Annotated in this window: 21 protein-coding genes and 1 tRNA gene; 17 read left to right on the top strand and 5 right to left on the bottom strand. The window is 68.2% G+C overall.

From position 1 onward, the window contains the following. Positions 1-156 precede the first annotated feature (156 nt). The gene (locus tag ASD56_RS05745; RefSeq protein ID WP_055962315.1) at positions 157-2,682 is read left to right on the top strand and encodes an ATP-dependent Clp protease ATP-binding subunit; all 2,526 of its coding nucleotides are present in this window, start codon (positions 157-159) and stop codon (positions 2,680-2,682) included. A gap of 175 nt (positions 2,683-2,857) precedes the next feature. Continuing rightward, the gene (locus tag ASD56_RS05750; RefSeq protein WP_055962317.1) at positions 2,858-3,361 is read left to right on the top strand and encodes an amino-acid N-acetyltransferase; all 504 of its coding nucleotides are present in this window, start codon (positions 2,858-2,860) and stop codon (positions 3,359-3,361) included. 40 nt (positions 3,362-3,401) lie between these two features. Here ASD56_RS05750 and ASD56_RS05755 read toward each other — a convergent pair whose 3' ends face one another. Next, positions 3,402-3,743, bottom strand: coding sequence for a TFIIB-type zinc ribbon-containing protein (locus ASD56_RS05755; protein WP_055962320.1), 342 nt, complete (start codon positions 3,741-3,743; stop codon positions 3,402-3,404). 116 nt (positions 3,744-3,859) lie between these two features. On the opposite strand from ASD56_RS05755, the gene ASD56_RS05760 reads away from it, so the two are divergent. Next, positions 3,860-4,573 (top strand): hypothetical protein, encoded by a 714-nt coding sequence (locus ASD56_RS05760; protein WP_055962323.1) that lies wholly within the window; start codon positions 3,860-3,862, stop codon positions 4,571-4,573. A 530-nt stretch (positions 4,574-5,103) separates the two neighbouring features. Here the strand turns inward: ASD56_RS05760 and ASD56_RS05765 are convergent. Further along, positions 5,104-6,675 carry an amino acid permease gene (locus ASD56_RS05765; RefSeq protein WP_055962326.1) on the bottom strand — a complete coding sequence of 524 codons (1,572 nt, stop codon included), beginning with the start codon at positions 6,673-6,675 and terminating at the stop codon, positions 5,104-5,106. Between the two features lie 154 nt (positions 6,676-6,829). Between ASD56_RS05765 and ASD56_RS05770 the strand changes: the two genes are divergently transcribed. The 6 genes from ASD56_RS05770 to ASD56_RS05795 all read left to right on the top strand — a co-directional run bounded on the left by ASD56_RS05770 (position 6,830) and on the right by ASD56_RS05795 (position 12,661). Next, positions 6,830-8,185, top strand: a complete 1,356-nt coding sequence (locus ASD56_RS05770) for a glutamine synthetase family protein (RefSeq protein WP_055962329.1) — start codon at positions 6,830-6,832, stop codon at positions 8,183-8,185. Then, positions 8,172-8,930 carry a gamma-glutamyl-gamma-aminobutyrate hydrolase family protein gene (locus tag ASD56_RS05775; protein WP_055962332.1) on the top strand — a complete coding sequence of 253 codons (759 nt, stop codon included), beginning with the start codon at positions 8,172-8,174 and terminating at the stop codon, positions 8,928-8,930. Before ASD56_RS05770 ends, ASD56_RS05775 begins: the two co-directional genes overlap by 14 nt. Further along, positions 8,927-10,288, top strand: coding sequence for an aldehyde dehydrogenase family protein (locus ASD56_RS05780; RefSeq protein WP_055962334.1), 1,362 nt, complete (start codon positions 8,927-8,929; stop codon positions 10,286-10,288). Before ASD56_RS05775 ends, ASD56_RS05780 begins: the two co-directional genes overlap by 4 nt. Before the next feature lie 121 nt (positions 10,289-10,409). Next, entirely contained in the window at positions 10,410-11,183 is a 774-nt protein-coding gene (locus ASD56_RS05785; protein ID WP_055962336.1) for a 3-oxoacyl-ACP reductase, read from the top strand. A 115-nt stretch (positions 11,184-11,298) separates the two neighbouring features. After that, positions 11,299-12,015, top strand: coding sequence for a FadR/GntR family transcriptional regulator (locus ASD56_RS05790; RefSeq protein ID WP_055962340.1), 717 nt, complete (start codon positions 11,299-11,301; stop codon positions 12,013-12,015). Positions 12,016-12,256: 241 nt separating this feature from the next. After that, positions 12,257-12,661, top strand: a complete 405-nt coding sequence (locus ASD56_RS05795) for a hypothetical protein (RefSeq protein ID WP_055962343.1) — start codon at positions 12,257-12,259, stop codon at positions 12,659-12,661. Positions 12,662-12,831: 170 nt separating this feature from the next. On the opposite strand, the gene radA is transcribed toward ASD56_RS05795, so the two are convergent. After that, on the bottom strand, positions 12,832-14,202 hold the full coding sequence (gene radA / locus ASD56_RS05800; RefSeq protein WP_055962346.1) for a DNA repair protein RadA: 1,371 nt from the start codon (positions 14,200-14,202) through the stop codon (positions 12,832-12,834). Between the two features lie 58 nt (positions 14,203-14,260). Here radA and ASD56_RS05805 point away from each other — a divergent pair, with 58 nt between their 5' ends. Further along, positions 14,261-14,710 (top strand): SRPBCC domain-containing protein, encoded by a 450-nt coding sequence (locus ASD56_RS05805; RefSeq protein ID WP_055962350.1) that lies wholly within the window; start codon positions 14,261-14,263, stop codon positions 14,708-14,710. A 22-nt stretch (positions 14,711-14,732) separates the two neighbouring features. Here ASD56_RS05805 and ASD56_RS05810 read toward each other — a convergent pair whose 3' ends face one another. After that, positions 14,733-15,686: an L-lactate dehydrogenase gene (locus ASD56_RS05810; protein ID WP_055962353.1), complete on the bottom strand. Its 954-nt coding sequence runs from the start codon at positions 15,684-15,686 to the stop codon at positions 14,733-14,735. Between the two features lie 121 nt (positions 15,687-15,807). Here ASD56_RS05810 and ASD56_RS05815 point away from each other — a divergent pair, with 121 nt between their 5' ends. Next, the gene (locus tag ASD56_RS05815; RefSeq protein ID WP_055962357.1) at positions 15,808-16,641 is read left to right on the top strand and encodes a class II glutamine amidotransferase; all 834 of its coding nucleotides are present in this window, start codon (positions 15,808-15,810) and stop codon (positions 16,639-16,641) included. Between the two features lie 53 nt (positions 16,642-16,694). Next, positions 16,695-16,785: transfer RNA gene (locus ASD56_RS05820), tRNA-Ser, on the top strand. Positions 16,786-17,093: 308 nt separating this feature from the next. Here ASD56_RS05820 and ASD56_RS05825 read toward each other — a convergent pair. Beyond that, entirely contained in the window at positions 17,094-17,750 is a 657-nt protein-coding gene (locus ASD56_RS05825; RefSeq protein WP_055962359.1) for an NAD(P)-binding oxidoreductase, read from the bottom strand. A gap of 116 nt (positions 17,751-17,866) precedes the next feature. Between ASD56_RS05825 and ASD56_RS05830 the strand changes: the two genes are divergently transcribed. The 5 genes from ASD56_RS05830 to ASD56_RS05850 all read left to right on the top strand — a co-directional run bounded on the left by ASD56_RS05830 (position 17,867) and on the right by ASD56_RS05850 (position 24,548). Continuing rightward, positions 17,867-18,883, top strand: coding sequence for a LacI family DNA-binding transcriptional regulator (locus ASD56_RS05830; protein ID WP_055962363.1), 1,017 nt, complete (start codon positions 17,867-17,869; stop codon positions 18,881-18,883). Between the two features lie 139 nt (positions 18,884-19,022). Next, positions 19,023-21,257: an alpha-galactosidase gene (locus ASD56_RS05835; RefSeq protein WP_055963733.1), complete on the top strand. Its 2,235-nt coding sequence runs from the start codon at positions 19,023-19,025 to the stop codon at positions 21,255-21,257. After that, on the top strand, positions 21,254-22,156 hold the full coding sequence (locus tag ASD56_RS05840; RefSeq protein WP_055962366.1) for a carbohydrate ABC transporter permease: 903 nt from the start codon (positions 21,254-21,256) through the stop codon (positions 22,154-22,156). The genes ASD56_RS05835 and ASD56_RS05840 overlap by 4 nt, the downstream gene beginning before the upstream one ends. Beyond that, the gene (locus tag ASD56_RS05845) at positions 22,153-23,115 is read left to right on the top strand and encodes a carbohydrate ABC transporter permease (protein WP_082541276.1); all 963 of its coding nucleotides are present in this window, start codon (positions 22,153-22,155) and stop codon (positions 23,113-23,115) included. The genes ASD56_RS05840 and ASD56_RS05845 overlap by 4 nt, the downstream gene beginning before the upstream one ends. Positions 23,116-23,177: 62 nt before the next feature. After that, the gene (locus ASD56_RS05850; RefSeq protein ID WP_082541277.1) at positions 23,178-24,548 is read left to right on the top strand and encodes an ABC transporter substrate-binding protein; all 1,371 of its coding nucleotides are present in this window, start codon (positions 23,178-23,180) and stop codon (positions 24,546-24,548) included. Positions 24,549-24,664: the final 116 nt, after the last annotated feature.

Here is a 24,664-nt window from a genome sequence, read left to right on the forward strand (position 1 = left end):
GGTATCGAAGAACGATATGGCGAGCGGATGCCGATGTCAAGGCTCCGGTGCGCTATGCCCCTGGCGAACACGGGCATGCGGCATCCGCCCTCTCGTTACCCTCGTTGTACGGCGCGAGGGCTCGGCAGACCCTCAACGCCACGAAGGAGTTGAACGATGTTCGAGAGATTCACCGACCGTGCCCGTCGTGTGGTCGTCCTCGCCCAAGAAGAGGCGAAGATGCTCAACCACAACTACATCGGCACCGAGCACATCCTGCTCGGGCTGATCCACGAGGGCGAGGGAGTCGCAGCCAAGGCGCTGGAGTCCCTCGGCATCTCGCTCGATGCCGTGCGTGAGCAGGTGCAGGACATCATCGGCCAGGGCCAGCAGCAGCCGACCGGGCACATCCCGTTCACGCCCCGCGCCAAGAAGGTCCTCGAGCTGTCCCTCCGCGAGGCGCTGCAGCTCGGCCACAACTACATCGGCACCGAGCACATCCTCCTCGGCCTCATCCGCGAGGGTGAGGGCGTGGCCGCCCAGGTGCTCGTCAAGCTCGGCGCCGACCTGAACAAGGTGCGCCAGCAGGTCATCCAGCTGCTGTCGGGCTACCAGGGCAAGGAGCCCGCCGCCGTCTCGGGCGCCGCGCACGACAACCCGCAGACCGCCACCGGCGGCTCGGCCGTGCTCGACCAGTTCGGCCGCAACCTCACCCAGGCCGCGCGCGACAACAAGCTCGACCCGGTGATCGGTCGCGAGAAGGAGATCGAGCGGGTCATGCAGATCCTCTCGCGTCGCTCCAAGAACAACCCCGTGCTGATCGGCGAGCCCGGCGTCGGAAAGACCGCCGTCGTCGAGGGACTCGCGCAGGCGATCGTCAAGAACGACGTGCCCGAGACGCTCAAGGACAAGCAGGTCTACTCGCTCGACCTCGGCTCGCTCATCGCGGGTTCCCGCTACCGCGGTGACTTCGAAGAGCGCCTGAAGAAGGTCACCAAGGAGATCCGCACGCGCGGCGACATCATCGTCTTCATCGACGAGATCCACACCCTCGTGGGTGCCGGTGCCGCCGAGGGCGCGATCGACGCCGCGTCGATCCTCAAGCCGCTCCTCGCCCGCGGTGAGCTCCAGACGATCGGCGCCACCACGCTCGACGAGTACCGCAAGCACTTCGAGAAGGATGCCGCGCTCGAGCGCCGCTTCCAGCCGATCCAGGTCGCCGAGCCGAGCCTGCCCCACGCGATCAACATCCTGAAGGGGCTGCGCGACCGCTACGAGGCGCACCACAAGGTGCAGATCACCGACGGCGCGATCGTCGCGGCGGCGAACCTCGCCGACCGCTACATCTCGGACCGCTTCCTGCCCGACAAGGCCATCGACCTGATCGACGAGGCCGGCGCCCGCCTGCGCCTGTCGATCCTGTCGAGCCCGCCCGAGCTGCGCGAGTTCGACGACAAGATCGCCAACGTGCGCGAGCAGAAGGAAGTCGCCTCCGAGGAGCAGGACTTCGAGAAGGCCGCGTCGCTGCGCGACGAGGAGAAGTCGCTGCTCGCCGAGCGCCTGCGCCTCGAGAAGCAGTGGCGCTCGGGCGACGTCGCCTCACACGCGGTGGTCGACGAGGGCCTGATCGCCGAGGTGCTCGCCCAGGCGACCGGCATCCCGGTGTTCAAGCTCACCGAGGAGGAGTCCAGCCGTCTCGTCTTCATGGAGAAGGCGCTGCACCAGCGCGTCATCGGACAGGAAGAGGCGATCGCCGCTCTCTCCAAGACCATCCGCCGCCAGCGCGCCGGACTCAAGGATCCGAAGCGTCCGTCGGGCTCGTTCATCTTCGCCGGCCCCACGGGCGTCGGAAAGACCGAGCTCGCCAAGGCGCTCGCGGAGTTCCTGTTCGACGACGAGGCCGCGCTGATCTCGCTCGACATGTCGGAGTTCGGTGAGAAGCACACCGTCTCGCGTCTGTTCGGTGCCCCTCCCGGGTTCGTCGGCTTCGAAGAGGGCGGCCAGCTCACCGAGAAGGTGCGCCGCAAGCCGTTCTCGGTCGTGCTGTTCGACGAGATCGAGAAGGCCCACCCCGACATCTTCAACTCGCTCCTGCAGATCCTCGAAGAGGGTCGTCTGACCGACGGTCAGGGACGAGTGGTCGACTTCAAGAACACGGTCATCATCATGACCACCAACCTGGGTGCGCGCGATATCGCGGGCGGTCCGGTCGGGTTCCAGGTCGAGGGTGACACCGCGACGTCCTACGACCGGATGAAGGGCAAGGTGCAGGAGGAGCTCAAGCGTCACTTCAAGCCCGAGTTCCTCAACCGCGTCGACGACATCATCGTCTTCCCGCAGCTGTCGAAGCCCGAGCTGGTGCAGATCGTGGACCTGTTCACGAAGCGCCTGGGCACGCGCCTGCTCGACCGTGACATGACGCTCGAGCTCTCGCAGAACGCCAAGGAGCGGCTCATCGAGATCGGCTTCGACCCGGCGCTCGGCGCTCGGCCGCTGCGTCGTGCGATGCAGCGCGAGATCGAGGACCGCCTGTCGGAGAAGATCCTGCACGGCGAGCTCAACTCGGGCGACCACGTCAAGGTGGATGCCGAGAACGGCGAGTTCGTGTTCGAGCACGGGCCGCGCGGCGAGAAGGTCGCCGTCGGCGTCGTGCACAACGGCGAGATCACCGCGACGCCCGACCTCGCGATCACGTCGGACTGAGAATCACCGGGTCGACTCGACCCGTGATGCGCGAAGAGCGGATGCCCACGGCATCCGCTCTTCGTCGTTCCCGGGGTGTCGTGGCCGTGAGTCGCCAAGACACGCCGGACGCGCGCCGCCGAGTCGGCGTGTTCTGGCGACTCGATGGCGTCGTTCCCGGGCCTACGCTGGAGGGATGAGCGAGTTCACGGTCCGCCCGGCGACGACCCGCGATGTGCGCGGCATCCAGGCGATGCTCGAGCCCTTCGTCCAGCGGCGGATCCTCCTCGGCAAAGATCTCGTGGTGCTCTACGAGGCCACGCAGCAGTTCGTCGTCGCGGAGGACGCCTCCGGGCAGCTCGTGGGCTGCGGCGCGCTGCATGTGATGTGGGAGGACCTCGGCGAGATCCGCACCCTCATCGTGACCGACGAGTGGCTGCACCACGGTGTCGGCCGGGGCATCGTCGAGGCGCTCGAGTCGAACGCCCGCACGCTCGGGCTCTCGCGGCTGTTCTGCCTGACCTTCGAGGTGGACTTCTTCACGCGCCGCGGGTTCTCGCCGATCGGCGAGCAGGTCGTCGACCCCGACGTGTACTCGCAGCTGATCCGCTCACCCGACGAGGGTGTGGCCGAGTTCCTCGATCTCGCGCACGTGAAGCCGAACACGCTCGGCAACACCCGGATGATCAAGAACCTCTGACGCACGCCCTCGGAAGACGGATGCCGCGGCCCGCGCCGGTTCAGTCGAACAGGTCGCTGAGCCAGTGCTCCTTCTTCTTGCGCCGGTGGTCCTGGTTGTAGCCCTGGTTGCCGTAGCGCGGGTCATACGACTGCTGGCCGTACGACTCCTGCGCGGGCGGCGCGTACCCGGGGGCGGTGGCCGGGTAGCCGGGCTGGGACGAACCGTAGGCCGGAGCGGCCGGGGCGGCGGCTGCGGCGGGCATCTCGCGTGCGGCGCGCTCGAGGATCTTGTCGAGCTCGCCGCGGTCGAGCCAGACGCCGCGGCAGGTCGGGCAGTAGTCGATCTCCACGCCCGAGCGCTCGCTCATCACGAGCACGGAACCGTCGGTGGGGCACTTCATGGGGTCCTCCTAGGGGTCTCCTCGACCCTAGCGACCGGGCCTTTCACGCGGCTGTGAAGAGGCTCCGGCGGGCGTGCCGACCGCCGGAGGCGGGAAGGCCCGCCTACCCTGGGAGGATGACCGGCCAGACCCCGCGCAGACGCCACTCGGCAGCGGTGTATCGGCGTCGCCGGCTCGTCGTGTTCCTCGCCGTCCTCGCGATCGCCGGCGGAGTCGCCTGGCTGCTGATCGCCCAGCCGTGGCGCAGCTCCGCGACGGAGGTGGCGGCATCCCCGTCCGCGACGCCCAGCGCGACGCCCACCTCTACCGGACTGCCGGTGGTGGAGTCGGACGCCTCAATGACGCCGACTCCCGAAGCCGACTCCGCTCAGGGCGCCGGCACCGTCGAGGGATCGACCCCCTCGCCATCGGCGACCCCCGAGGCTCAGCCGTGCACCGACGACACTGTCGCGGTCGAGGCGGTCGTGAGCCAGGACTCGTACTCCGCCGATCAGAATCCCGCATTCTCCATCACGCTCACGAACAACGGACCCGACTGCACGCTCAACGTCGGCACCAGCGCGCAGTCGTTCACCGTCACCAGCGGCAGCGACACCTGGTGGCGCTCGACGGACTGCCAGAGCGAGCCGAACGACATGGTGGTCCTGCTTCAGGCGGGGCAGAGCGTGACCAGCGCCGCGCCGCTCACGTGGGACCGCACTCGCTCGGCGGTCGGGACCTGCGCAGACGCCACCAGGCAGCGTGCCGCGGGCGGGGGCGCCTCCTACCACCTGGGGGTCTCCATCGGCGGAATCGCCTCGACCACGACGGCGCAGTTCCTGCTCTACTGAGCCGGACAGTCAGGGCTGCGATTGCGCAGCGCCACCTCGCTCTGCGGGAGGGCATGAAAAGGCCCCCGGGGTTGGGGACTCCCGGGGGCCTGCCATCGCCGGGAGTTCGGGCACACCCCATGGCGCGCGATCCTCGGCGATGATGAGAGAGCGCTGGGGACGCTTCTCTCGGAGGCGCTGGGGACGCCTCGTGACCAAGGATATATGAATTGGTCCAACCTTGCATGTCCCCACTTCGGTGGACAAGAATTGCGAATTTGGCCCTCCTGAGCCCGAATCTGTCCCCCAAACGGGGGACAGACTGTGCAGATCGCCGGGCATACCCTGAGGTCAGCTCCCGCGGGCCGGCTCGTCGCTGTCCCCAGCAGTAGTCTCGTCCCCAGCGAGCCGAACGAGCCGCCGGTGAGCCGAGGGCCCTCTCGAGCCGCCCTTCAGGGGTCAGGCGCGGGGGGGCGTTTTGCCCGGCACCGGCTGCGCACAGGACAGCGGGGCCGAAGCGCCCCCCGACACTTCGACCCCGCTCTGACGGATCAGACCTTCTCGTCGCCGAAGACCTGCGATTCCATCGCGTCGTATCCCTCGGCCTGGGGATCTCCGTGGCGCCCGCCGGAGAGGGCGTACTCCTCCTCCGGCGAGAGCACCAGGCGGTGCCGGAAGAAGAGAGCGAAGCCGACGAGGATCACCACGTAGACCACGCCGATGGCGATGATCGCGGGAAGGAACGTCGGGTTCAGCAGGAAGCCGACGAAGATCAGCGCGGCGATCAGGGCCGCGATCACCGCGCCGGGAACCCCCCACGGGCTCAGGTAGGGCCGCTTGGCGTCGGGGAACTTCCGTCGCAGGATGACGAACGCGACCATCTGCAGCAGGTAGGCCAGCACCGCGCCCCAGACCGCGATGTTCAGCACGATGGCGCCCGCCACCGCTCCGGCGCCTTCGGGGTTCACGGCGGCGAGCACGTCGAGCACGACGAGCGCCAGGAAGCCGATCGCGGCACCGACCAGCAGCGCGACCCACGGCGTCTGCCGCTTGCCGGTCAGCGAGAGGAATCGGGGGTAGTAGCCTGCGCGCGAGAGCGAGTACATGTTGCGGCCGTAGGCGAACATGATGCCCTGCAGGGATGCGAGCAGGCCGACCAGGGCGAGCAGCGCGAGGACGGCGGCCACCTCGTTGCCCACGATCGCCCGGAAGCCGTCGAGCAGCGGCTCCAGCGAGACGCCGGTCGCCTCGGCGCCGATGACTCCGGTGTTCAGGAACAGCACGAGCAGGCCGGTGACGATGAGCGTGCCACGAGCCCAGAATCCCGCCTTGGGGATGTCGCGCACGGGGTCGTGCGACTCCTCCGCGGCGAGAGGGAGCTCCTCGATGCCGAGGAAGAACCACATGGCGAACGGCAGCGCGAACAGGATCGGCAGCACGCCGTGCGGGAGGAACTCGGTCTGACCGGCATCCGGTGCGATGTCCCACAGGTTCGACCACTGGAAAGCGCCCGACACCAGAGCCATGACCGAGAAGACCACGATGATGCCGATCGAGATGATCGAGACGACGATCGCGAACTTGAACGAGATGCTCGCGCCTGCGGCGTTCAGCAGCACGAACGCCAGGTAGAGAACGACGTACCAGAGCCACATCATGTTGGAGCCGGTGGCGGCGGACAGGTCGAAGCCGAGCAGCTCGGCGGTGATGGCATTGGCGTACGACGCGGAGAAGAAGACGATGACCGCCGTGGTGGCCACGTATTCGATGGTCTCGGCCGCGCCGGTGATGAGGCCGCCCCAGGGCCCCATCGCCGACCGAGCGAACGAGTACGCACCCCCGGTGTGCGGCATGGCGGCCGCCATCTCGCCGATCGAGAAGATCATGCCGTAGTACATGACGACCAGGATCGCGAAGGCGATCAGCATGCCCCCGAAGCCGGCGAAGTCGATGCCGAAGTTCCAGCCCGAGAAGTCTCCCGAGATGACCGCGGCCACCGCCAGTCCCCAGAGGCCCCACACTCCGGCCGACCTTTTGAGGGTCCGCTTCTGGAAGTAGTCCTGTCCGGCTCGCGTATAGGTCGCCCCGGCGACCTTCGCGGAATCCTCTCGCGGCTGCGACATCGATCCTCCGTGCGCTCGGGTGTGACGCGAGGGTGCGTCTTGCGCATGATTGTGGCGCTAAAGGTGGGCTGTGTCTACCTTTGGATGTGAATTCCTCGTTACAGTGGACGCGACCGCGGCGAGCGACTCACCCGCGAGAAGACTGGAGGCAGGCATGCCGGGCAATCTCCCCGTTGCAGAACTTCATTCCGCGATCGCCGCAGGAGAGATCGACACCGTGATCGTCGCCTTCGCCGACGCGCAGGGACGCATGGTGGGAAAGCGCGTCTCCGCGCGGTTCTTCCAGGAGGAGGTGCTCAGTCACGGTGCCGAGGCGTGCAACTACCTGCTGTCGGTCGACGTCGACATGAACACCGTCGACGGCTACGCCATGTCGAGCTGGGAGACCGGCTACGGCGACATGAATCTGCGCCCCGACACCGAGACGCTCCGCCTCATCCCGTGGCAGCCCGGCACCGCTCTCGTGATGGCCGACCTCGCCTGGGAGTCCGGCGACCCCGTCGTCCAGGCGCCCCGCGAGATCCTCAAGGCGCAGCGCGCGCGCCTGGCCGAGCGCGGCCTGACCGCCTACTCCGGCACGGAGCTGGAGTTCATCGTCTTCGACGACTCGTACCGGGATGCCTGGGCAAAGGGCTACCGCGACCTCAAGACGTCGACGGACTACAACGTCGACTACGACCTCCTCGCGTCCGGACGTCTCGAGCCGCTGCTGCGCGACATCCGTCTCGGCATGGACGGCGCGGGCCTGTACACCGAGGGCGTGAAGGGGGAGTGCAACCTCGGTCAGCAGGAGATCGCGTTCCGCTACGCCGAGGTGCTCGAGACCGCCGACCAGCACACCATCTACAAGAGCGGCGCGAAGTCCATCGCCGACGCGCACGGCAAGTCGATCACCTTCATGGCCAAGTTCAACGAGCGCGAGGGCAACAGCTGCCACATCCACCTCTCGCTGCGCACCGGCGAGGGCGAGGCGGTGATGGCGGGGGACGGCACCCACGGGTTCAGTCCGCTGATGGAGCACTGGATCGCCGGCATCCTCGCCACGCTGCGCGAGTTCACGCTGCTGTACGCCCCCACGATCAACTCGTACAAGCGGTACGCGAAGGGCACGTTCGCTCCGACGGGCGTCGCGTGGGGCATCGACAACCGCACCTGCGCGCTGCGGGTGGTCGGTCACGGCGCATCGCTGCGGGTCGAGAATCGCGTGCCCGGCGGCGACGTCAACCCGTACCTCGGCATCGCCGCGATCATCGCCGGCGGCCTGCACGGGATCGAGCACGAGCTCCCGCTCCCGGCGGCTCTGGGCGGAAACGCGTACGCCTCCGACGTCGACCACCTGCCGACGACGCTGCGCGAGGCGGCCCGCCTGTTCGACGAGTCCGCGATCGCGCGTGCCGCGTTCGGCGACGACATGGTCGAGCACTACCTGAACCAGGCCCGCATCGAGGTCGAGGCCTACGACGCCGCGGTCACCGACTGGGAGAGGGTGCGTGGATTTGAGCGCCTCTGAACAGCGACGGCGGCCGGTGATCGGACTCACCACCTACCTCGAGCAGGCCAAGCAGGGCGTATGGGACGTGCGCGCCGCATTCCTCCCGCACCAGTACTTCGACGCGGTCATCGCCTCGGGGGGCGTCGCGGTGCTGCTTCCGCCGCAGCCCGCTCCGGATGCCGCGGCCGCCGTGCTCGATGGCCTCGACGGCCTGATCCTCACCGGAGGCCTCGACGTGCAGCCCGAGCTGTACGGCGCGGAGCGCCATCCGCTCACCGACCCGGCCCGGCCCGACCGCGACGAGTGGGAGATTGAGCTCTTCCGCGGCGCGGAGGAGCGACGGATGCCGGTCCTCGCCATCTGCCGGGGGCTCCAGGTCGTGAACGTCGCACGCGGCGGCACGCTGCACCAGCACCTGCCGGATGCCCTGGGAACCGAGCGGTACCGCATCGGCGGCGGCGTGTTCGCGACCAACGAGGTGCGGATCGAGGGCGGATCCCGGCTCGCGGGGCTCGTGGGCGACGGCACGCTCGACGTCCACAGCTACCACCACCAGGGCGTCGACCGCCTCGGCGACGGTCTGGTGGCGACCGCGACGACCGACGACGGGCTCGTCCAGGCGATCGAGTCCGACGGGGACGGCTACCTCGTGGGCGTGCAGTGGCACCCGGAGGAGAACGCCGAGGACCGGCGGCTGTTCGCGGGACTCGTGGCCGAGGCATCCGTCTACGCCAATCGTTCTGTGGGAAAGGTCGGCGCATGAGTGGCACGTTCACCGTCATCAATCCGGCGACCGCGCAGCCCATCCGCGAGATCGCTAGGGCGGGGGCCGACGAGGTCGACGCCGCCATCGCGGCGGCCGTGGTCGCACAGCGAGGCTGGGCGTCCTCTGCCCCACTCACCCGTGCCGACGCGCTGCGCCGCTTCGCGCGCGTCGTCGAAGAGCACGTCGAAGAGCTGGCACAGCTCGAGGTGCTCAATTCGGGGCATCCGATCGGGTCCGCCCGGTGGGAGGCGTCGCACGTCGCCCAGGTGCTGAACTTCTACGCGGGGGCGCCGGAGCGGCTGAGCGGGCAGCAGATCCCGGTCGCCGGTGGGCTCGACGTGACCTTCCACGAGCCGTACGGCGTGGTCGGGATCATCGTCCCGTGGAACTTCCCGATGACGATCGCGTCGTGGGGCTTCGCGCCCGCGCTCGCCGCGGGCAACGCCGTCGTGCTCAAGCCCGCCGAGCTGACGCCCCTCACCGCGATCCGGCTGGGCGAGCTCGCGCTCGAGGCCGGGCTGCCCGAAGGACTGTTCTCGGTCGTGACGGGATCGGGCTCGGTGGTCGGGCAGCGGTTCGTGTCGCACCCGGACGTGCGCAAGGTCGTGTTCACCGGCTCGACCGAGGTCGGAGTGTCGGTGGCGGCGGGCTGCGCGCAGGCGCTCAAGCCCGTGACACTCGAGCTCGGCGGCAAGAGCGCCAACATCGTGTTCGAGGACGCCGACCTCGAGAGGGCGGCATCGGCGGCCCCTGGCGCAGTGTTCGACAACGCCGGTCAGGACTGCTGCGCGCGCAGCCGCATCCTGGTGCAGCGGTCGGTGTACGACCGGTTCCTCGAGCTGCTCGAGCCGGCCGTGCGTGGGTTCGCGGTCGGCGATCCGACGCTGGAGGGCACCCAGATGGGACCGCTGATCTCGGCATCCCATCGCTCGACAGTTGCCGGATTCGTCGACGGGGCGAACGTCGCGTTCCGCGGCTCGGCCCCGGACGGCGACGGGTTCTGGTTCGCGCCGACCGTCGTGCTGGCCGAGCGCGGCGACCGCATCGCGCGCGAGGAGGTCTTCGGACCGGTCGTCGCCGTGCTGCCGTTCGACGACGAGGCGGACGCCGTCGCGCTCGCCAACGACACGATCTACGGCCTCGCCGGGTCGATCTGGACCGAGAACCTCGGCCGCGCAGTGCGGGTCTCCCGCGCCGTCAAGAGCGGGGTGCTGTCGGTCAACTCGCACTCGTCGGTGCGGTACTGGACGCCGTTCGGCGGCATGAAGGCGTCCGGCCTCGGGCGCGAGCTCGGCCCCGATGCGGCCGAGCACTTCACCGAGACCAAGAACGTCTTCTTCGCGACGGATGACTGATGAGCGAGCGTCGGGAATTCGGCATCCATGTCGCGTTTCGTCCTGGTTCGAGGGCATCGAACCGGACGAAGTGGGACATGCAGCGGGGGAATCGGGACATGAACAAGAGGAGAACCACCGAATGGACCTGACGAAGCGGCTCGACGGCCGGGTCGCGATCATCACGGGCGGCGCGTCGGGCATCGGCCTGGCGACGGCGCGGCGGTTCGCCGCCGAGGGCGCGCGCGTCGTCATCGCCGACCTCGACCCGACGCCGGGCGAGGCGGCGGCCACGGAGGTCGGGGGCGTCTACCGGCACGTGAACGTCGCGGACGAGGCATCCGTCGATGCGCTCTTCGACGGGATCGCCGCGGAGCTCGGCAACGTCGACATCGCGTTCAACAACGCCGGCATCTCGCCCGCGGACGACGACTCCATCGAGACCACCGGGCTGCCCGCCTGGGATCGGGTGCAGGACGTCAACCTCAAGAGCGTGTACCTGTGCTCGCGCGCAGCGCTGCGGCACATGGTTCCGGCGGGCAGGGGCTCGATCATCAACACGGCCTCCTTCGTCGCGCTGCTCGGATCGGCGACGTCGCAGATCTCGTACACCGCCTCGAAGGGCGGCGTGCTCGCGATGACCCGCGAGCTCGGGGTGCAGTTCGCCCGGCAGGGCATCCGCGTGAACGCGCTGTGCCCGGGGCCGGTCAACACGCCGCTGCTGCAGGAGCTGTTCGCCAAGGACCCCGAACGCGCACAGCGCCGGCTCGTGCACGTGCCGATGGGCCGCTTCGCCGAGCCCGATGAGATGGCCGCGGCCGTCGCGTTCCTCGCCTCGGACGACGCGTCCTTCATCACCGCCACCGCGTTCGTCGTCGACGGCGGAATCACCAACGCCTACGTCACGCCGCTGTGAGCCCATGATGATGAGCACAACGTCGGCGATCCGGGGCTCGAGGGACCCGGATTCGCCGCGCGGGCAGCGCGACTGAGAGAGTTGCCGACGTTGTGCACATCGGGAGGGGGATGACGTGACCGAGACACCGCTGCGCGAGGTGCGCCGGGCCGTCTATCGCCCGGTGCGCGAGGGCAATGCGCTCGAAGACACCGTCGCGCGGCTCGTGCAGACGATCCGGCTCGGCGTGGTCGCGCCGGGGGAGTCGCTGCCCGCCGAGCGGGACCTCGCCGCGCGCTATGCGGTGAGCCGCGACACCGTGCGCGAGGCCATCCGCGAGCTGGCCGACACGGGGTACCTCGTGCGCCGCCGCGGCCGGTACGGCGGCACCTTCGTCGCCGATCCGCTGCCGCAGCCGCCCGACCCGGGCCGGATCGACGTCGCGCACCTCGAGGACGTCCTCGGCCTGCGGCGAGTGCTCGAGGCCGGCGCGGCGCGGGCCGCGGCATCCCGTTCCCTCGACGCCGCCCAGCGCGACGAGCTGTGGGCACGGTACGAAGCGGTCGCGGCGGGATCCGAAGCGGACTACCGTCGGCGCGACACCCTTCTGCACCTCGCGATCGCCGAGGTCGCCGGCATCCCGTCGCTCGTGGCGCTCGCCGCCGAGAACCGCGCGCAGGTCAACGCCTGGCTCGACACGTTCCCGCTGCTGCCGCGCAACATCGAGCACGCCAACGCCCAGCACGAGCACATCGTGACTGCGATCCTCGCCGGGCGAGCGGATGCCGCGGAGCACGCGGTCCTCGACCACCTGGCCGGCACCGAGGCGCTGCTGCGCGGCTTCCTCACCTGACGCGCGAGGGTGCCGGGGGTTAAGTGCCCGGCCCTGCGCCGAGACGTCGCCGGACGCGGGTCGAACCGTCGCGTGCGGCTGCCTGGTGCGCGCGCGGGCGACCATTCGCGACGGCTCGGCGGGGTGGCGGCGGGGGTACTGGAGCCGAACCGTCGCGCGTGGCTGTTACGCGCGCGCCGGGGCGACCCTTGGCGACGGCTCGTGGGGCGGCCGGGGGCCGGCGGCGTCTAATCTGGGATGCGTGGCAGGCAAGAAGCGCGCGAAGAAGGAGCCCCTCGAGTTCCGCAACACCGTGCTGAGCGACGCGCTCCAGACCCAGGACATGGCCGCCGTTGCGTTCGCGCTGCGGCACGGGCCCACCGTGGTTCCGCTCATGCGGCCGGGTCAGCGCGACGATCCTCGCGACGTCGGAGAGGTCTGGACGTACCGCGACCCGAAGACCGGTGACGTCGCGCTACTGCTGTTCAGCGACGCCGCCCACAAGCCAGCCACCCTGCCGCCGGGCGTCGCGCTGCAGTCGCCCGCGTGGCTGCGCGCGTTCCTCGGTACGCACGAGTCCGAGATCACGACGGTCTTCTTCGACATCGCGGGCCCGCATCCCATGCAGGCGACGCCGACCGACCTGATCGCGGCGCTCGACGCCTGAGGCCGGGGCGTTTCGTCTCGCTGCGCTCGCTCAACGACCGAGGAGGCGCGCACGACACTGACGGGGGAGCGGCGCTCGACGCCTGAGGCCGGGGCGCTGCGCTCGCCAACGACCGGGATGCTGCGCTCGGCCGACGACCGGGGTGCTCGACGACGACGGAACCGACCGACTCAGAAGTCGGGGACGTCGTCGCCCCGGGCCGGCCGGACCCGGGCCCGCACGTCGTTCAGGGCGCCGCGCAGCGTCGCCGAGCGGTTGTCGATGAGGTCGGTGTAGCCGAGCCGCGCGGCCTCGCTGCGCCGCTGCGCGGACTGCGTCACGGGCCGCACCTCGCCCGCGAGGCTGAGCTCGCCCACCGCGGCGAGCGTCTTCGGCGCGGCTTCGTTGCGCACCGCACCGGCGACCGCGACAGCGATCGCCAGGTCGGCCGCGGGTTCGGTGAAGCGCACGCCGCCGACGGTCGAGACGTAGACGTCCAGGTCGCTCGTGACGATGCCGGCCTTCTTCTCGAGCACGGCGAGCACCATCGCCACGCGGGCCGAGTCGACGCCGTTGACGATCCGGCGCGGGTTCGGGGCCGACGTCTTGATCGTGAGCGCCTGCACCTCGACCGGCAGGGCGCGCCGGCCCTCGAGCGCGATCGCGACGCACGTGCCCGGCTCGGGGGAGCCGTGGCCGAGGAACAGGGCGCTCGGGTCGGGGACCTCGGCGATGCCCGCGCCGGTCATGTCGAAGCATCCGACCTCGTCCGTGGGTCCGAAGCGGTTCTTGAGCGCGCGCACGAAGCGCAGTGACGTCTGGCGATCGCCCTCGAAGTGGCAGACGACGTCGACGAGGTGCTCGAGGATGCGCGGCCCCGCGATCGACCCGTCCTTGGTGACGTGGCCGACGATGATGACGGGCAGCCCGCGATCCTTGGCGACGCGGATCAGCGTGGAGGCGACCTCGCGCACCTGCGACGGATGCCCCGCCATACCGTCGGACAGCGACGACGACACGGTCTGCACCGAGTCGACGATCAGCAGCTCGGGCCGCACCTCGTCGATGTGGCCGAGGATCGTCGCGAGGTCGGTCTCGGCGGCGAGGTACAGCTCGTCGTGCAGTGCCCCGGTGCGCTCGGCGCGCAGCCGGACCTGCGCCGTCGACTCCTCGGCGCTGGCGTACAGCACGCGGCGTCCGGCCTTCGCCGACTGCGCCGCCACCTCGAGCAGCAGCGTGGACTTGCCCACGCCGGGCTCGCCCGACAGCAGGATCGCCGCGCCCGGAACCACCCCGCCGCCGAGCACGCGGTCGAACTCGCCGACGCCGCTCGTGCGCCGGGGCGCGTCGGAGGTGTCGATGCTGGTGATCGGCTGCGCAGCGCGTCCGGCGCCGGGAGCGACAGGGCTGACCGATCGCTGCAGGCCGGTCGGCTCGGATGCCTCGACCACCGTTCCCCACTGCTGGCACTCGCCGCAGCGGCCGGCCCACTTGATCGTCGACCACCCGCACTCGGTGCAGCGGTACGACGCGGTCTGGGTGGGTCGTCGGGTGGCGGCCATGGGTTCAGCGTACGGCGGGGCCGCGACATCCTCCCCCGACTCGGCGTAGGGTGACCGCATGCGCGTGGATGCGGCATCCCGATTCATCGCGGCGGAGCCGGAGAAGGTGTTCCGCGCCTTCACGAATGCCGCCCTCATGCTCGAGTGGCTCCCGCCCGACGGGATGACCGGGCACTTCGAGCGGTTCGACGCCGACACCGGGTACCGCCTCGTCCTGCACTACGTCGAACGTCCGGCGGGAGGGGGGAAGGCGTCGGCGGAGGAGGACATCGCCGAGGTGCGGCGGATCGAGGTCGACCCGCTCGAGCGCATCGTCGAGGAGGTCGACTTCCCCTCGGACGATCCGGCGTTCTCGGGCACGATGACGATGACGTGGACCTTCGCCGAAGGCGACGGCGGCACCTATGTCACCGTCGAGGCGACGGACGTGCCGCCCGGGATCGACCCCGACGACCACGCCGTCGGCCTCGCATCGTCGCTGTCGAACCTCGCGCTGCTCGTGGAGTGAGGGCGCGGCATCCGCTCTGTCGTCAGTCGCGCAGCGAGTCGGCGACCTCTTGCAGCGCCGCCGCCGAACGATGGAGCAGGTCCAGCTCGCCGGGCGCGAACTGCGTCTCGCGGATCGGCTCGGCGCCGGCCGCGCTCACCACCGAGGGCACCGATAGGGCGACCCCGTCCACCCCGTGGAAGTCGTGCAGCACGGGCGAGACGGGCATCACCGCGTGCTCGTCGCTAAGGATCGCCTCGATGATCCGGGCGCTGGACAGGCCGATCGCATAGTTCGTGGCGCCCTTGCCCTGGATCACCTTGTAGGCGGCGTCGCGCACATCGATGGCGATCTGGTCGAGCTCCTCGGCCGTCATGCGGTCGCCGGCCGGCGTGACCCACTCGAGGATAGGCACCGTCCCGATCGTCGCCCGGGACCACAGCGGGAATTCGGTGTCGCCGTGCTCGCCCACGATGTAGGCGTGCACGCTGCTGGTCGAGACGCCCGCGCGCTCGGCGAGCTTCCAGCGCAGGCGCGAGGTGTCGAGCACCGTCCCGGACGCGAAAATCCGCTCGGGCGGAAGGCCGGTCTGCTCCTGCGCGAGCACCGTGAGCACGTCGCAGGGGTTGGTGACGATGACGTAGACGGCGTCCGGAGCGGCCTCGAGCAGCTGCGGCATCATCGTGCGCATGATCCCGGCGTTGACCCCGGCGAGCTCGATGCGCGTCTGGCCCGGGTTCTGCTTCGCGCCGGCCGTGATCACCACGACGTGCGAGCCCTCGACGACCGAGAGGTCGCTGCCGCCGGTGATGTCGCTCGTGCCGGTGAACTGGGTGCCGTGCGCGAGGTCGAGCACCTCGGCCTCGACCCGCGCCGTGGCGATGTCGTACAGGGCCACGTGACGCGCCGAGCCGCGGATCAGCGCGGCATACGCGGTGCTCGAGCCGACGCTGCCGGCTCCGACGATGGTGACTTTCGAGTTCTCGATCACAGCCATGGCTCCAGCATGGCAGGGGCGGCGCGGCACGAGGCCTGGCAGTTCGACCGACTTCGGCCCTACGCTGACACCCACGCGACGTCGCCCTCGGCGCCGCTCCGCGACGCGGTTCGGAGGCGGCATGTGCCGGTGGCTGGCCTACACGGGTGAGGCGCTGCAGCCCTCGACCCTCATCCTCGATCCGCAGCACTCGGTGGTCGCGATGTCGCTGAACTCGCCGCTCGGTGCCGAGACGGTCAACGGCGACGGGTTCGGGCTCGGGTGGTATCCGGATGCCGCATCCCCGCAGCATCCGGCTGTCTTCCGCAGTATCGAGCCGGCGTGGAACGACCAGAACCTGCGGGAGCTGAGCCAGGCGATTCGCACGCCGCTGTTCTTCACGCACGTGCGTGCCGCCGCCGGGCCGCCGATCCAGCAGACGAACTGCCACCCCTTCCGGCACGAGAACTGGCTGTTCATGCACAACGGCGCGATCTCTCAGTTCGGGCTCCTCAAGCGCGAGATGGCGCTCGCCGTCGACCCGGCGCTGTATCCGCTGATCCAGGGGACCACCGACACCGAGATGCTGTTCCACCTCGCGCTCACCTACGGGCTGATGGACGACCCCGTCGCGGCCGTGGGCGCGGCGATCCGCAAGGTGGAGGAGGCCGGGCACGCAGCTGGTGTGCAGTTTCCGATGCAGGGCACGATCGCGGTGTCGGACGGCGCGACGGTGTGGGCGATCCGGCACTCGTCGCAGGGTCGCTCGCGCACGCTGTTCCATTCGAACGACGTGCCGACGCTGCACGGCATGTATCCGGATGCCGAGCGCCTGGCCTCGTTCGGAGACCATGCGCAGGTCGTCGTGTCAGAGCCCCTCAACGACCTGCCGGGCGTCTTCCTCGAGGTGCCCGAGTCGACGGTCGCCGTGCTCGATCCGGACGGCTACCACCACCGCGACTTCCTGCCGGCGTAGGCTCCGGAGGGCTCGATTGGCGGCATCCCTCGGCGTGACGTAAACTCGTCGGCGGTGACGTGTCCGAGCGGCCGAAGGTGCAACTCTCGAAAAGTTGTGTAGGGTAACCCCCTACCGTGGGTTCAAATCCCACCGTCACCGCCAGAAAACCCCCGTTTATCGGGGGTTTTTTCTTGCCCGGACGGCTCGTGAGAAAGAAATGGGAAAAACCGCTCTCGGAGCGTGGCGAGTCTGGCGGGATTCGGACACCTCCATAGGCCCTGCCTCAGCGGCCGAGCTCGGCGCGAGGGGCGGTATTCCGGGGGTACCGCGACTCCACCGGCGAGTATGTTGTCGCACCCGCGATTGCTGACGATGGGTATCTGTCCCATAGTCAGTCGGTCAGTGCTCGCCGGTGCGGAGCTCACGGCTGCAAGAAAAAGTCCCTTTCGTCTGGGGCCAAGCGGAACGACTCAGCATGCTCGACTCAGACGTGCAATTGCCTGCTCGACGGGCTGGTCGCCATCGGTGAGTTCGACAATAACTCGATTCAGGGTCTGTTCCGGGAGAGCGGCTGCGATGAAGGCGGCGACGTTGTCGCGGCTGACTCGGCCGTACTCGATCGCGAGACCGGCCGTCACGAGGCCAGTTCCGGGGGTGTCAGTCAGCAGCCCAGGGCGGACGATCACCCAATCGAGGTCGCTGGCTGCCAGATACACGTCTGCGGTCTTTTTCACGCGCATGTAATGCTCGAAACCCTCTCCGAGGCGGCCTCCGCGTTCGGAGTCCGGGAATGCGGACACCAGGATGAAGCGGCGTGCGCCAGCCGCTCGCGCTGCATCGACAGACTTCTCCAGGCCTTTCCCGTCGATGAGGGTGGTCTTATCCTGTCCTGTTCCGTGGGCACCCGCCGAGAAGACGACTGCGTCGTGACCGGCCATCAATGCAGCCAGCTCGCCCACCGATGCCTCGATCAGGTCCCCGGGCACCGCAAGAGCACCCGCCTGAGCGATGGTGCCGGCTTGGTCGGGCGAGCGATGCATTCCGGTGACCGTGTCGCCGCGATTGGTGAGCAAGTGCGCGAGGCGTCGGCCGACGTTGCCGCCAGCGCCGATCTGGAAGATTTTCACGAGAGAGCCTTTCCGGAGCAGAGCTCCACCCTCGCACGATTCAACAGCGGGATGGGCGCCGGAGCCGCGCTAGTTCGGGTGTCCCCGGATGAGATGAAAACGTTAGTCTTCACCCAATGAACTCAGTAGAGAAGATGCCCGGGCTTGTGGAAGTCGCGGCCGCCGCGGGGGTGAGCCTCTCGACGGTTTCCCGCGTGATCACAGGTCGCACCCCGGTGAGTGAGCGCACGCGCATCAAGGTCATGGATGCGGTCGAGCGCCTCGGCTACCGCCCGAATGCCGTTGCGCAAGCACTGGTCAGCGGCAGATCATCAACCGTCGCCGTGATCGCCAAGAACACGCTTAGGTGGGGGTACGCGGCTACGCTGCAGGGCATCGAAGAGGAGGCCAGGGCTGCGGGCTACACCGTCATGATCGCGGTCGTCGAATCCAGTGAGCCTGAGGAATTGAAGCGCGCGACCGACCTCGTCTGGTCGCACTCTCTCGCTGGTGCGATCGTCATCGACTTCGACGCGGTGGGGTCGGCGACGATGGCGGCGCTGCCTCACAATGTGCCGGTCGTCGCGGCATCGGGAGCGCGAAGTGACGCGATGGACAGACCACACGCATTCCTCGATGATCTCGAGGGCGGTCGCGCAGCGACCGATTACCTCCTGTCGCTCGGGCATGAGACGGTCCATCACGTGGCGATTCCCGCCACCAGCGAACACTCAGGGCGAGAGTGGGGGTGGCGCCAGGCGCTCGCCGCCTCGGGCGCGCCGATCCCTCCCATCATCCGCGCGGACTACCACCCCGAGTCGGGATACGAGGCTGCGCGTCAGCTCCCCCCGGATGCATCGGCGGTCCTCTGTGGAAACGACGAGCTCGCGATCGGCGTGGCTCGATTTCTTCAGGAGAACGGGCGACGCGTCCCCCTCGACATCAGCGTGATGGGGTTCGACGATCAACCCTTCGCTGCGATGTGGGTGCCGGCGCTCTCCACCGTTCGTCAGGACTTCGTCGATCTCGGTCGTCGCACTTTCGGTCTGCTTCAGCAATGGATTGAAGGCGACGAGATGCCGCCGGATTCGACGGCATCGCCTCGCCTCGTCATACGTGAGAGCACGTCGAATCCACCGGTTCCCAGCGACTGACCGAGCTTCGACCAATCTCGGATCCATGTGGGCTCGGTTGAGTTTGACCAACGTTTGCATTCCACCTTTCCCGCGTGCTAACTTCTGACCAACGTTTGCAGAGTGCTCTCGTTGCTTCAAAGGAGCACTACCCGTGGTGATGTCGCCGCCCCTTCCCGACGCTTTGAACTCGTTCGGTGCCGAAAAGCCGCACCTGGTTCGCTTCGCGGCCAACGGGGTGGCGCTGGTGCTGGAGCTGCCGGAGGATTCACTGCCGCACGCGCTCTTCTGGGGGAGCGACTCGTTGGCCGACGCCGATCTCGAGCAGCTCAAGCTTTCCTCGGGGCGGCCGAACGCGGCTAACGGGCTTGACGACCCACTTCCCGTGGCGCTGCTGCCTGAGGCGTGGACGGGCTGGACCGGTACCGCTGGATTGGGCGGCCACCGCTTGGGCGAAGCGTGGTCCCCGAAGTTCACACCCGAGGCCGTCTCCATCACCGAAACCGAAGGTCTCGGTGGATCGCTGGTCATGACGGCGCTCGACGCCGCGGCCCAGCTGTCGATGACGCTGCAGGTCGAGATGGTCCCGTCAGGTCTGGTGCGCATGCGCGCCTCGGTGCAGAATCTCGCGCCAGCGCCATATGTCGTCGACGGCCTCCACTTGGCGCTGCCTGTTCCGGGCTATGCCGACGATGTCCTCGACCTTGCGGGCAGGTGGGCGAAGGAGCGCATCCCTCAGCGCGGTCGGTTTCAGGTCGGGACGCACCTGCGGGAAGGGCGGCACGGCCGCACCGGCGCGGACGCAGCATTCGTTCTCACCGCGGGCGAGTCTGGGTTCGGTTTCGACCAGGGCGAGGTGTGGGGCCTGCACGTGGCGTTCAGCGGCAACCACCGCACGAGCGCCGAGCGGACTTCCACAGGCGAGCGCCTGCTGCTTGGGGGAGAGCTCCTGTTGCCGGGCGAGGTCGTCCTCGCCCAAGACGAGTCCTACTCATCTCCTTACATCTACGCGACGTATGGGAATGGGCTGGACGAGTCGGCAGCCCGCATCCACGAGTTCCTTCGTGCGCGGGTTGAGCACCCCAGGTCGCCGCGGCCCGTCGTGATGAACGTCTGGGAGGCTGTCTACTTCGATCACGACTGGTCAAAGCTCGCCGAACTCGCGGTGGTGGCGGCCGGAGTGGGAGTAGAGCGATTCGTCCTGGACGACGGCTGGTTCGGTGCCCGCCGCGACGACACCGCCGGCCTCGGCGATTGGCACGTCTCGACGGATGTCTGGGGCGACGGCAGGTTCGAGTCGCTCGTGGATCACGTCACCTCGCTCGGGATGGAGTTCGGTCTCTGGTTCGAACCGGAGATGGTCAACGTCGATTCCGACCTTGCGCGTCGCCATCCCGAATGGATGCTGCAGGTTCCCGGACGCCTGCCTGTCGAATTCCGCAATCAGCAGGTCCTGGATATCTCCCATCCCGGCGCCTTCGACTACATCCGTGACAGCATCGTGGGTCTCGTGCGCGAGCACGGGATCCGCTTCATAAAATGGGACCACAACCGGGACCTCGTTGACGCCGGTTCCACGCGCACTGGTCGCGCGGGGGTTCACGAACAGACCCTGGCGACGTACCGGCTCCTCCGTGAGATTCGTCTAGCGTGCCCCGATCTGGAGATCGAATCATGCTCGTCCGGGGGCTCGCGTATCGATCTCGCGATCCTGGAGCACACCGACCGCGTGTGGGCGTCCGACTGCATAGATGCGCACGAGCGTCACCAGATTCAACGATGGACCGCTCAATTGCTGCCTCCGGAGCTGGTCGGGAGCCACGTCGGCGCCGACCAGGCGCACACGACCGGGCGCCGCCTGGACCTTTCGTTCCGCGCGGCGACCGCATTGTTCGGTCACTTCGGCATCGAGTGGGACCTCACGAACGCCTCCTCCGAGGACCTGGCCGCGCTGAGGGAATGGGTCGATTTCTACAAGTCGCATAGGGACTTGATCCACACCGGTCGTGTGGTCCGCGCCTCGAGCGAAGACGACGCGCTGTGGCTCCACGGTGCCGTGAGCCCCGACCGCACGCGCGCTTTGTACTCCGTGAGCCTTCTCGAGCGCCCTGTGACGTGGCCGGCCGGAAGGCTGCGGCTGCCGGGCCTCGACGACGCGACGTTGTACCACGTCTTCCCGACCGGGCCGGGCGGGACGGAGGACTTCGACGCGAGGGTCCACCCCGCGTGGTGGAGCCCCGAAGGCGTAACCCTGCCCGGCGAGGTGCTCTCGCGCATCGGCGTGGAGATCCCGGCGTTGCGCGTCGATCACTCCGCACTCATCGGCGTTGAGCGCGTCGGCCCCGCGAGTAGTCGCTCCTTCGATGCTCATCACGCAGGAGGCAGCCGCGCATGACGACGACAACGCCCTCCCGACTTTCGCGGCGGAGTCGCAGCGACTTCCGAATCGCCATGGTGTTCATCGCCCCCGCAGCGATCGGCTTCATCGCGTTCTTCCTGATCCCGACTGTGCGTGGGATCTGGTTCAGCTTCACCGATCAGAACCTCGTCGGATCCGGCCAGTTCATCGGGACGGACAACTACGTGCGGATGGCCGGCGACCCGCTGTTCTGGAATTCGCTTCTCGTGACGGTCTACTACGTCGTCATCAACATCACCGTGCAGACCGTGCTCGCCGTGCTCATTGCCGTGCTCATGCACCGACTCACACAGTCGCTCGCAATCCGCGGCATCATCCTTCTCCCGTACCTGGTCGCCAACGTGGTGGTCGCGCTGGTGTGGTTCTGGATGTTCGACTACTCCACCGGCATCGTCAACGTCGTCATCGACGGACTGGGACTTGACCGCGTCGCGTTCTTCGGCGACCCGGCGACCGCGATCCCGACCATCGCGCTGATCAACGTCTGGCGATTCGTCGGCTACACGGCGCTGCTCGTCTTCGCCGGTTTGCAGACGATCCCGAAGGAGCTCTACGAAGCGGGAGCACTGGACGGTGCCAGCGAGTCACGGATGTTCCGCTCGATCACCCTGCCGCTGCTGCGACCGGTGCTGGCGCTCGTGCTCGTCATCACGATCGTCGGCTCTTTTCAGATCTTCGACACAGTCGCCGTCACGACCGAAGGCGGGCCGGTCAACGCCACGCGTGTCATCTACTACTACATCTACCAACAGGCCTTCGAACGATTCGATCTCGGGTACGCCTCTGCCCTGTCGGTGTTCCTGCTCGTCGCGCTCGCGCTCATCGCCTACGCGCAGCTGAAGCTGCTGCGCTCCAACCAATCGGATCTCGCATGACCGCCACCCTGCCCCCGCGCCAGCGTCGACACGAGGTCGAGACCGGCCCGTCCGGGCATGCTCCTCAGACGAAGCGAGCACGGCCCCGCATCAGTGCTGGACGCATCTTCGCGTGGGCCGGACTCATCCTCGTGCTGTTGGTGACGCTCTTCCCGTTCTACTGGATGCTCCGCACGGCGCTCTCGAGCAACAGCGCTCTCTACCTGCAGCCCGGCAACCCGCTGCCGGTCGAGTTCAGCTGGGGCGGCTTCCGTCGGGTCCTCGGTCTTGCGAGCCCCGACGAGATCGCTGCCGACGGCGGCACGAGCGGCACCCTCAACTTCTGGCTGTACCTGCGCAACTCGCTCATCGTGTCGACAACCATCACTGTCGGGCAGGTGTTCTTCAGCTCCATGGCGGCGTACGCATTCGCTCGTCTGCACTGGCGCGGTCGCGAGGCCGTGTTCTTCCTCTTCCTGACGGCTCTCATGGTCCCGCCGATCTTCGTGCAGCTGCCGAACTTCGTCCTGATCCGCGACCTCGGCCTCCTCAACACGCTCCCAGGCATCATCCTGCCGTTCCTCTTCATGACTCCGTTCGCCGTCTTCTTCATGAGGCAGTTCTTCCTCGGCATCAGTCGCGAGGTGGAGGAGTCGGCGATGATCGACGGCGCCGGCCATTTCCGGATCTTCTTCCGCATCATCGTTCCGATGTCCTGGACTCCGATGCTCACGCTCGGGCTGCTGACGTTCATCACCGCGTGGAGCGAGTACTTCTGGCCGCTCCTGGTCGGCCGCGGCGAAGAAGCGCGCGTCCTCACCGTCGCGCTCGGGATCTTCCGTTCCCAGACACCGCAGACAGGACCCGACTGGGCCGGCCTCATGGCGGCGACCCTCATCGCGGCACTCCCCGTCCTCATCCTTTTCTTCGTCTTCGGTCGAAAGCTCATCGACAATCTCGGCTACTCGGGAATCAAGTAGCCCCCAACACGTGTGCCGCACCCGCCGGCATTCGATCCACCACCCAGCCCGAAAGGTCAGCAATGAAGCACCAGAATCGGCCCGCGCGCCGGATCATGATCGGTGGCGCCGCCGGAGCCGCCGCGTTCTCACTCCTCCTCGCCGGCTGCGCGCCGCAGTCCGGTGGAGAGGGTGGAGGCGACGCCCAGGAGATCAGCTATTGGCTCTGGGACTCGAACCAGCAGCCCGCCTACCAGCAGTGCGCGGATGACTTCGCCGAGGAGTCCGGCATCGCCGTGAACATCGAGCAGTTCGGGTGGGCGGACTACTGGCAGGGTCTCACGACCGGCTTCGCGTCGGGCAGCGCCCCTGATGTGTTCGCCAATCACCTCTCGTACTACCCCGAGTTCGTCTCGCAGGGCCAGCTTCTCGAGATCTCCGACCGCATCGAAGCAGACGACATCGACCTCTCCATCTACCAGGATGGACTCGCCGATCTCTGGCAGGACCAGGAAGGTGAGCGCTACGGGCTCCCGAAGGACTTCGATACGGTCGCGCTGTTCTACAACGAGCAGATGGCGACCGAGGCGGGAGTCACGCCCGAACAGCTCGCGGAACTCGAATGGAATCCGGAGGACGGCGGCACGTTCGAGGCGGCCGTCGCGGCATTGACGGTCGATGCCAACGGCGTGCGCGGCAACGAAGCCGGCTTCGACAAGTCCAACGTCGCCGTCTACGGGCTCGCGCTGTCGGGCAACGGGCTGAACGCTTCCGGCCAGCAGACCTGGGCGCCCTACGCGCTCAGCAACGACTGGTACTTCGGCGACAAGACGCCCTGGACGACGGAGTTCAACTTCGGCGACCCCGAGTTCGCAGACACCCTCGCCTGGTACAGCAGCCTCCAGGACAAGGGATACATGCCCACCGTCGATATCGCCCTGTCCGAGCAGGACCCGCTGAACGGGTATCTCGCCGGACGCTACGCGGTCGTGTCCGATGGCTCCTGGATGAACGGCTCCTACCTCGGTCAAGACGACGTCGTGACCAAGGTGGCACCCACCCCGGTAGGCCCCAGCGGTGAGCGCGCCACCGTCTTCAACGGACTCTCCGACGGGATCTGGTCAGGCACCAAGAACCCCGACGCAGCGTGGGAGTGGGTCTCCTACCTCGGGTCCGCCGAGTGCCAGGACGTGATCGCGGAGTCCGCGGTCGTCTTCCCCGCGATCAAGACATCGACCGAGAAGGCGACGGAGGCATTCGCTGCGAAGGGCTGGGACATCACTGGCTTCACCGTTCAGGTCGACGAGGGAACCACCCAGCTGCTGCCCATCGCAGACAACTGGTCCACCGTCAACGACACCATGACGGCGGCCATCGAGTCCTACCTCCAGGGCAATGGAGACGCCGCTTCGCTCGCCACCGCCAACGACGAAATCAACGCCCTCTTCAAGTAGCCCACGTCAGGTACGTGTCCTCTTCGGCGGCCGACAGCCGCTGAGCCGGTAGTGGCGGGATTGGAGTCCCGCCACAGGCCGTACGGCCACTCGATCGGCGACGGATCGCTGGTCGT

The organism is Microbacterium sp. Root166, from assembly GCF_001427145.1.
Classification (GTDB): Bacteria; Actinomycetota; Actinomycetes; order Actinomycetales; family Microbacteriaceae; genus Microbacterium.